The sequence below is a fragment of the Herbaspirillum lusitanum P6-12 genome (genome assembly GCF_000256565.1).
In the GTDB taxonomy this organism is placed as follows: Bacteria; Pseudomonadota; Gammaproteobacteria; order Burkholderiales; family Burkholderiaceae_D; genus Herbaspirillum; species Herbaspirillum lusitanum.
Window position 1 is genome coordinate 1 of record NZ_AJHH01000564.1, and the last position, 6,607, is coordinate 6,607.

Annotated in this window: 6 protein-coding genes; 5 read left to right on the forward strand and 1 reads right to left on the reverse strand. The window is 61.7% G+C overall.

Going from position 1 to position 6,607, the window contains the following annotated elements:
• The 4 genes from soxC to HLUSI_RS0118710 all read left to right on the forward strand — a co-directional run.
• A partial coding sequence (gene soxC, locus HLUSI_RS0118695) for a sulfite dehydrogenase (RefSeq protein WP_029363753.1) occupies positions 1 to 1,034 on the forward strand: 1,034 nt, incomplete at its 5' end.
• Positions 1,021 to 1,596, forward strand: coding sequence for a c-type cytochrome (locus tag HLUSI_RS0118700; protein ID WP_029363754.1), 576 nt, complete (start codon positions 1,021 to 1,023; stop codon positions 1,594 to 1,596). The genes soxC and HLUSI_RS0118700, both read left to right, overlap by 14 nt.
• 45 nt (positions 1,597 to 1,641) lie before the next feature.
• Positions 1,642 to 2,595 carry a TauD/TfdA dioxygenase family protein gene (locus tag HLUSI_RS29555; protein ID WP_016835402.1) on the forward strand — a complete coding sequence of 318 codons (954 nt, stop codon included), beginning with the start codon at positions 1,642 to 1,644 and terminating at the stop codon, positions 2,593 to 2,595.
• Positions 2,592 to 3,962, forward strand: a complete 1,371-nt coding sequence (locus HLUSI_RS0118710; RefSeq protein ID WP_016835403.1) for an LLM class flavin-dependent oxidoreductase — start codon at positions 2,592 to 2,594, stop codon at positions 3,960 to 3,962. The genes HLUSI_RS29555 and HLUSI_RS0118710 overlap by 4 nt, the downstream gene beginning before the upstream one ends.
• Before the next feature lie 71 nt (positions 3,963 to 4,033).
• Here the strand turns inward: HLUSI_RS0118710 and HLUSI_RS0118715 are convergent, their stop codons facing one another.
• Positions 4,034 to 5,389, reverse strand: a complete 1,356-nt coding sequence (locus HLUSI_RS0118715; RefSeq protein ID WP_029363755.1) for an MFS transporter — start codon at positions 5,387 to 5,389, stop codon at positions 4,034 to 4,036.
• 180 nt (positions 5,390 to 5,569) lie between these two features.
• Here HLUSI_RS0118715 and cyoA point away from each other — a divergent pair, with 180 nt between their 5' ends.
• Positions 5,570 to 6,571, forward strand: a complete 1,002-nt coding sequence (cyoA, locus tag HLUSI_RS0118720) for a ubiquinol oxidase subunit II (RefSeq protein ID WP_016835405.1) — start codon at positions 5,570 to 5,572, stop codon at positions 6,569 to 6,571.
• Positions 6,572 to 6,607 lie beyond the last annotated feature (36 nt).

Genomic DNA, 6,607 nt, shown 5'->3' on the forward strand with positions numbered 1-6,607 from the left:
CCGCGCCGTTGCCGGGGGCGAACTCGTCGATGACGCCGCTGCAGGACCTGCACGGCATCATCACGCCGACCGGACTTGTCTTCGAGCGTCACCATGCCGGCATTCCGCAGATCGATCCGGAGCAGCATCGTTTGGCGGTGCATGGCCTGGTGGAGCGTCCGACGATCTTCACGATGAACGACCTGGTGCGGCTGCCATCGGTGTCGCGCATCCACTTCCTCGAATGTTCGGGCAATACCGGACGCGAATGGAAGGGACCGGGCACGGCCTCGCTGCAATTCAGCCATGGCCTGCTGTCGTGCTGCGAATGGACCGGGGTACCGCTGGCGACCGTGCTGGAGGAAGTCGGCATCAAGCCCGAAGGCGCCTGGATTCTGGCCGAAGGCGCCGACTCGGCGGGCATGACGCGCAGCATCCCGATCGGCAAGGTGCTCGACGATGCCTTGCTGGTGTATGCGCAGAACGGCGAGCGGCTGCGGCCTGAACACGGCTACCCGTTGCGGCTGTTCCTGCCCGGCTTCGAGGGCAACATGAGCGTCAAGTGGCTGCGTCGTCTCAAGGTCGGACGCGAGCCGTTCATGTCGCGCGAAGAGACGTCGAAATATACCGACTCGCTGCCCGATGGTACGGCGCGCCAGTTCACATTTTTGATGGAAACCAAATCGGTGATCACGTTTCCGGCGCCCGACCATCGGCTGAAGGAAAAAGGTTTCTATGAAATCTCCGGTCTGGCGTGGACCGGACGCGGACGCATCAAACGCGTCGACGTTTCAACCGATGGCGGCCGCAGCTGGACCGAGGCGCGTCTGCAGGAGCCGGTGCTGGATCGCGCGCTGACGCGCTTCCGTTTGCCGTGGCGCTGGGACGGCGCACCGGCTGTGCTGCAGAGCAGGGCATTGGACGAGAGCGGCTTCGTCCAGCCCAGCGGCGCACAGCTGGTCGATGCGCGCGGCTTCGAATCCAACTATCACTTCAACGCCATCCAGAGCTGGAAAGTGGCGAGCGACGGGGTCATCACCAATGTTCAGGTTTAGCGTTTTTACAGGTGCCGCTGCGCTTGCATTGTCATTCAGCGTGCAGGCCCAGGTGTACGGCATCGGCCATGCGGCCAGCGAGCGCGATCTGGCGGCATGGAATATCGAGGTCGCCACCGACGGCGTCGGCTTGCCTGCGGGCAGCGGCAGTGTGACCAACGGCAAGGCCATCTACGCGCAGCAATGCGCAGCCTGCCACGGCGCCAAAGGCGAGGGCAAGCCGGCCGACCAGCTGGTGGGCGGCAAGGGCACACTGACGTCGGCCAATCCGGTCAAGACCATCGGCAGCTTCTGGCCGTATGCCACGACGGTGTTCGATTTCATCAACCGCGCGATGCCTTATAACGCGCCGCAGAGCCTGACGCCCGATGAAGTGTATTCAGTGACGGCTTATCTGTTGTACCTGAACGGCGTGGTGACGGCGGACACCGTGCTTGATGCGCATTCGCTGCCCAGGGTGCGCATGCCCAACCGCGACGGCTTCATCGGCGATACCCGTCCCGATACGACCAATGTCGCCTGTCAAAAGAACTGCAGCATTCCCGCAAGACGTAAACCGTAGACGCAAGTTACATCCCCTGGCCAGTCATTTTCGAAGGAGAACAAGATGTCCGAAGCATTGCTCAATCTGCATCCCGTCGCCGGCCGCATCGGCGCTGAAATCCGCGACGTGCGCCTGTCTGGCGATCTCGGCCAGGAGACCTTTCACGCCATTCGCCAGGCGCTGCTGAAGTACAAGGTACTGTTCTTCCGCGGGCAACAACATCTCGACGACGTCGGCCAGGAAGCCTTCGCCAAACTGTTCGGTGAGCTGGTGGCGCATCCGACCGTACCGGTGCGCGACGGCACCGGCTATTTGCTGGAGCTGGATTCGGTGCACGGCGGCCGCGCCAATTCCTGGCATACCGACGTCACCTTCGACCTGGCGTATCCGCAGGCGTCGATCCTGCGCGCAGTGGTGATTCCGCAGGCGGGCGGCGACACCGTGTGGGCGAACACGGCGCAGGCTTATCTCGATCTGCCGCCGGCTTTGCGCCAGCTGGCGGACACCCTGTGGGCGCTGCATACCAATGATTACGACTACGCGGCGCGATTCAATACCGATGACGCCGGCCTCAAGCGCTATCGCGAAGTCTTCACGTCGAGGATCTATGAAACCGAGCATCCGGTGGTGCGCGTGCACCCGGAGACCGGTGAACGCACACTGGTGCTGGGACACTTCGTCAAGAAACTGCTCGGCTATCCGACCGGCGATTCCGAGCATCTGCTCAAGCTGCTGGAGAGCTATGTCATTCGTCTGGAAAACACCGTGCGCTGGCGCTGGACGGCCGGCGACATCGCGATCTGGGACAACCGGGCGACGCAACACTATGCGATCAACGACTACGGCAGCCAGCATCGCGTGGTGCGGCGGGTGACGATCGCCGGCGACGTGCCGGTTGGCGTCGACGGCCGTCGCAGCGTGTCGCGTAATGTGCAAGATAAGGCGCAAGATAGGGCGCAGGACAAGCTGCGTACGCCTGATGCTGTCATCGATGCAAAAGAGGCGGTGGCGTCATGAGCGGGCCGAAGAAACAACTGCGCCTGGGCGCCTTCCTGCAAGCCACCGGCCATCACGTGGCGGGCTGGCGCCATCCGCGCGCGCAACCCGACGCCGGCCAGAACATCGCGCATTACCGGCAGATCGCGCAGACCGCCGAACGGGCCAAGTTCGATGCGCTGTTCCTGGCCGACGGCGTGGCGATCCGTTCGCACGATGCGGAGACCTTGCACCTGACTTCGCGCGCCGCGACGTTCGAGCCGCTGACGCTGTTGTCGGCGCTGTCGCAGGCGACCGAACACATCGGCCTGGTGGCGACGGTGTCGACGACGTATAACGAGCCGTACCACGTGGCGCGCAAATTCGCCTCGCTCGATCACCTGAGCAACGGCCGCGCGGGATGGAACGTGGTGACCTCGTGGTCGGAGTCGGAGGCACACAACTTCAATCTCGACAAGCATCCCGAACACGGCGCGCGGTATGAACGCGCCGAAGAATTCGTCGACGTGGTGCGCGGCTTGTGGGATAGCTGGGAAGACGACGCCTTCCGCTTCGACCAGGCCGAGGGCGTGCATTTCGATCACAACAAGCTGCATGCGATCCATCACAAGGGCAAGCATTTCTCGGTGCGCGGGCCGCTCAACGTGGCGCGTCCGGTGCAGGGACATCCGGTGGTGGTGCAGGCCGGTTCGTCCGAGCCGGGCCAGGAGTTGGCGGCACGTACGGCGGAAGTAATCTTCACCGCACAGCAATCGCTGGAGGACGCGCAGCATTTCTACAGCAGCCTGAAATCGCGGCTCGCCAGGTACGGCCGCGAGCCGGATGAACTGAAGATCATGCCGGGCGTGTTCCCGGTGGTCGGCCGCAGCGAAAGCGAAGCGCTGGAAAAATTCGAAGAACTGCAATCGCTGATTCATCCGACCGTCGGCCTGTCGCTGCTGCAGCAGCATCTGGGCGGCATCGATCTGTCCGGCTATCCGCTCGACGGTCCGCTGCCAGAGAATTTGCAGGAGCCGAACGGCACCAAGAGCCGCTTCCAATTGGTGACGGCGCTGGCGCGTCGCGAGCAGCTGACGATCCGTCAACTGTATCTGCGCGTGGCGACTGCGCGCGGTCACTGGTCCATCCATGGTACGCCGGAGAGCATTGTCGACCGGCTTGAAGAGTGGTTCCTGAAGGGCGGCGCAGACGGTTTCAATATCATGCCCCCGACTTTGCCCGGCGGACTCGACGACTTCGTCGAGCTGGTGCTGCCGGAATTGCGCCGGCGCGGTTTGTTCCGCAGCGAATACGAAGGCAAAACCTTGCGCGAGAACTTGGGGCTGGCGCGACCGGCGCACCGGATTTATCAGCAGAGCGGCGCCGGCGTTTTGGGACGGGTAGCTTAAAAAGAGGGGCATTAACGTAAAAACGGCCTGGCTGCTTGCGCATGCCAGGCCGTTTTTATTGGCGGATCAGATCAGCGGATATCCAGCGCACGGTTAACGCTCAGCGCCGCCAGCGAGCAGACTGCGCCCGACAGCAGGTAGATGCTGACGTAAGCCAGACCGAAGTGAGCCGACAAGCCCAGCGCCACCAGCGGTGCAAAACCTGCGCCGACCAGCCACGCCAGATCGGACGTCAGCGCCGCGCCTGTGTAGCGATATTTGGCAGGGAAGTTGGCGGTCACGGCGCCGGCTGCCTGACCGTAAGACAGGCCGAGCAGGGCAAAGCCGACCAGGATGAAGATGTCCTGCCCGGTATCGCCGCCGTTGATCAGCGTCGGCACGAAGCCGCTCAGCACCGCAATCAGCACCGCCAGCGCGCCCAGCGTGGTGCGGCGGCCGAAGCGGTCAGCGATGGGGCCGGACAATACGATCCCGACCATCATCAGCACCGCGCCGAACACCTGCACCATCAGGAAGTCGCTCATCGAGCGCATCGAATACAGCGAAATCCACGACAGCGGGAACACCGACACCAGATGGAACAGCGCATAGCTGGCCAGTGCGGCGAGGGCGCCGATGATCAGGTTGCGGCCCTGGGTGCGGGTGATGTCGACGACGCCGGTCGGCTCCAGTTCACGTTCTTTCAACAGTTGCGCGTACTCGTCCGACGCTACCAGGCGCAGGCGGGCGAACAGCGCCACGACGTTGATCGCAAAGGCGACATAGAACGGATAACGCCAGCCCCACTCGAGGAAGTCGTCGCTGCTCAGGTTGCCGATCAGGTAGGCGAACACCAGGCCGGCGACGATGAAGCCCACCGGCGCGCCGAGCTGGCCCAGCATCGCGTACCAGCCGCGCTTGTTCTTCGGCACGTTGAGCGCCAGCAGCGAAGGCAAGCCATCCCACGAGCCGCCCAGCGCCAGGCCCTGGCCGATGCGCAGCACGGACAGCAGCACGATGGCGGTGAAACCCAGATGTTCGTATGTCGGCAGGAACGCGATGCCGGCCGTCGACAGGCCCAGCAGGAACAGCGCCAGTGTCAGTTTGACTTCGCGCCCGAGCTTTCGCTGGATGGCCATGAAAAGGATGGTGCCGAACGGACGCGCCAGAAATGCGAAGGCAAAAATGGTGAAGGAGTAGAGCGTGCCCTCGAGGCGTTGTTCAAATGGAAAGAAAATGGTGGGAAAAACCAACACCGAGGCTATGGCATACACGAAGAAATCGAAGTATTCTGAAGCCCTTCCGATGACCACGCCGATTGCAATATCGCCGGGTGCAATCACTGGATGATCAGATTTGGCATTATTTACATTATCAGAACCACCGACAGGCGTATTTGCAGAAAATTTGCCAGGAACTTCAGGGTGATGAATATGAGTGCTAGCCATGATCATTGTCTCTCTTTCTTGGTTCGGTCTGTAATGCCGCTACGTTCCGCCGGCACATTGGCACACTTGCAAACTCACCATCAAGATGACCGCGAGGGTAGGACAAATTGTCCAATCGCCAATGCCGAACGGTAAGTGTACATTAGCATGATTTGATAGCTCCGACTGGACTTTCCCTGCATGTTTTCACATCTCATTCGCCGCGGATTCATTTTTCTGCCTGCAATTTTGTTGGCCGGTTGCAATACCGTCGTCCTGAATCCTTCCGGGGACATCGCCAACCAGCAAGGCAGACTGATCATTATTTCCACCATCCTGATGCTGCTGATCATCGTTCCGGTGATTGTGCTGATCGGCCTTTTTGCGTGGCGTTATCGCCAGAACAATACCGCCGCGCGCTATGAGCCGGACTGGGATCACTCGACCCAGCTCGAACTGGTCATCTGGGGCGCGCCGCTGCTGATCATCATCGCGCTCGGCCTCTTGACCTGGATCAGCACCCACACGCTCGATCCGTATCGCAAGCTGTCGCGCCTGGATGCGCTGCGCCCCATCCCTGAAAACGTCAAGCCGCTGATCGTCGAAGTCGTCGCGCTGGACTGGAAGTGGCTGTTCATCTATCCGGAGCAAGGTGTCGCTACCGTGAATGAACTGGCTGCGCCGGTTGACCGTCCGATCGAATTCAGGATCACCGCCTCGACCGTGATGAACTCGTTTTATATCCCGGCGCTGGCAGGGCAGATCTACGCGATGCCGGGCATGCAGACCAAGCTCAACGCCGTCATCAACAAGCCGGGCGAGTTTGAAGGCTTCTCGGCCAACTACAGCGGCGCCGGTTTCTCGGACATGCGCTTCAAGTTCCACGGCGTGAGCGATGAAGACTTCGACGCTTGGGTCAAGAAGATCAAGTCCGGCGGCGGTGCGCTCAAGCGCACCGAATACCTGGCGCTGGAAAAGCCGAGCATCAAGGATCCGGTGCAGCACTTCAACGCCGTTGACGGCACGCTGTACCACGCGATCCTGAATCGTTGCGTCGCCGAAGGCCAGGTCTGCATGGACCAGCAGATGATGACCGACAAGAACGTCAAGGATGAAGGCAAGGGCGAAAAGACTGAAAAGGGCGCCGCCAAGGCCGCTCCGCAGGAAGTCGCGATGGCCGGCAGCCAGCACCACCATGAATAATCAATCGAAAGAATCGCCGGCGGCATTGTTGCGCGC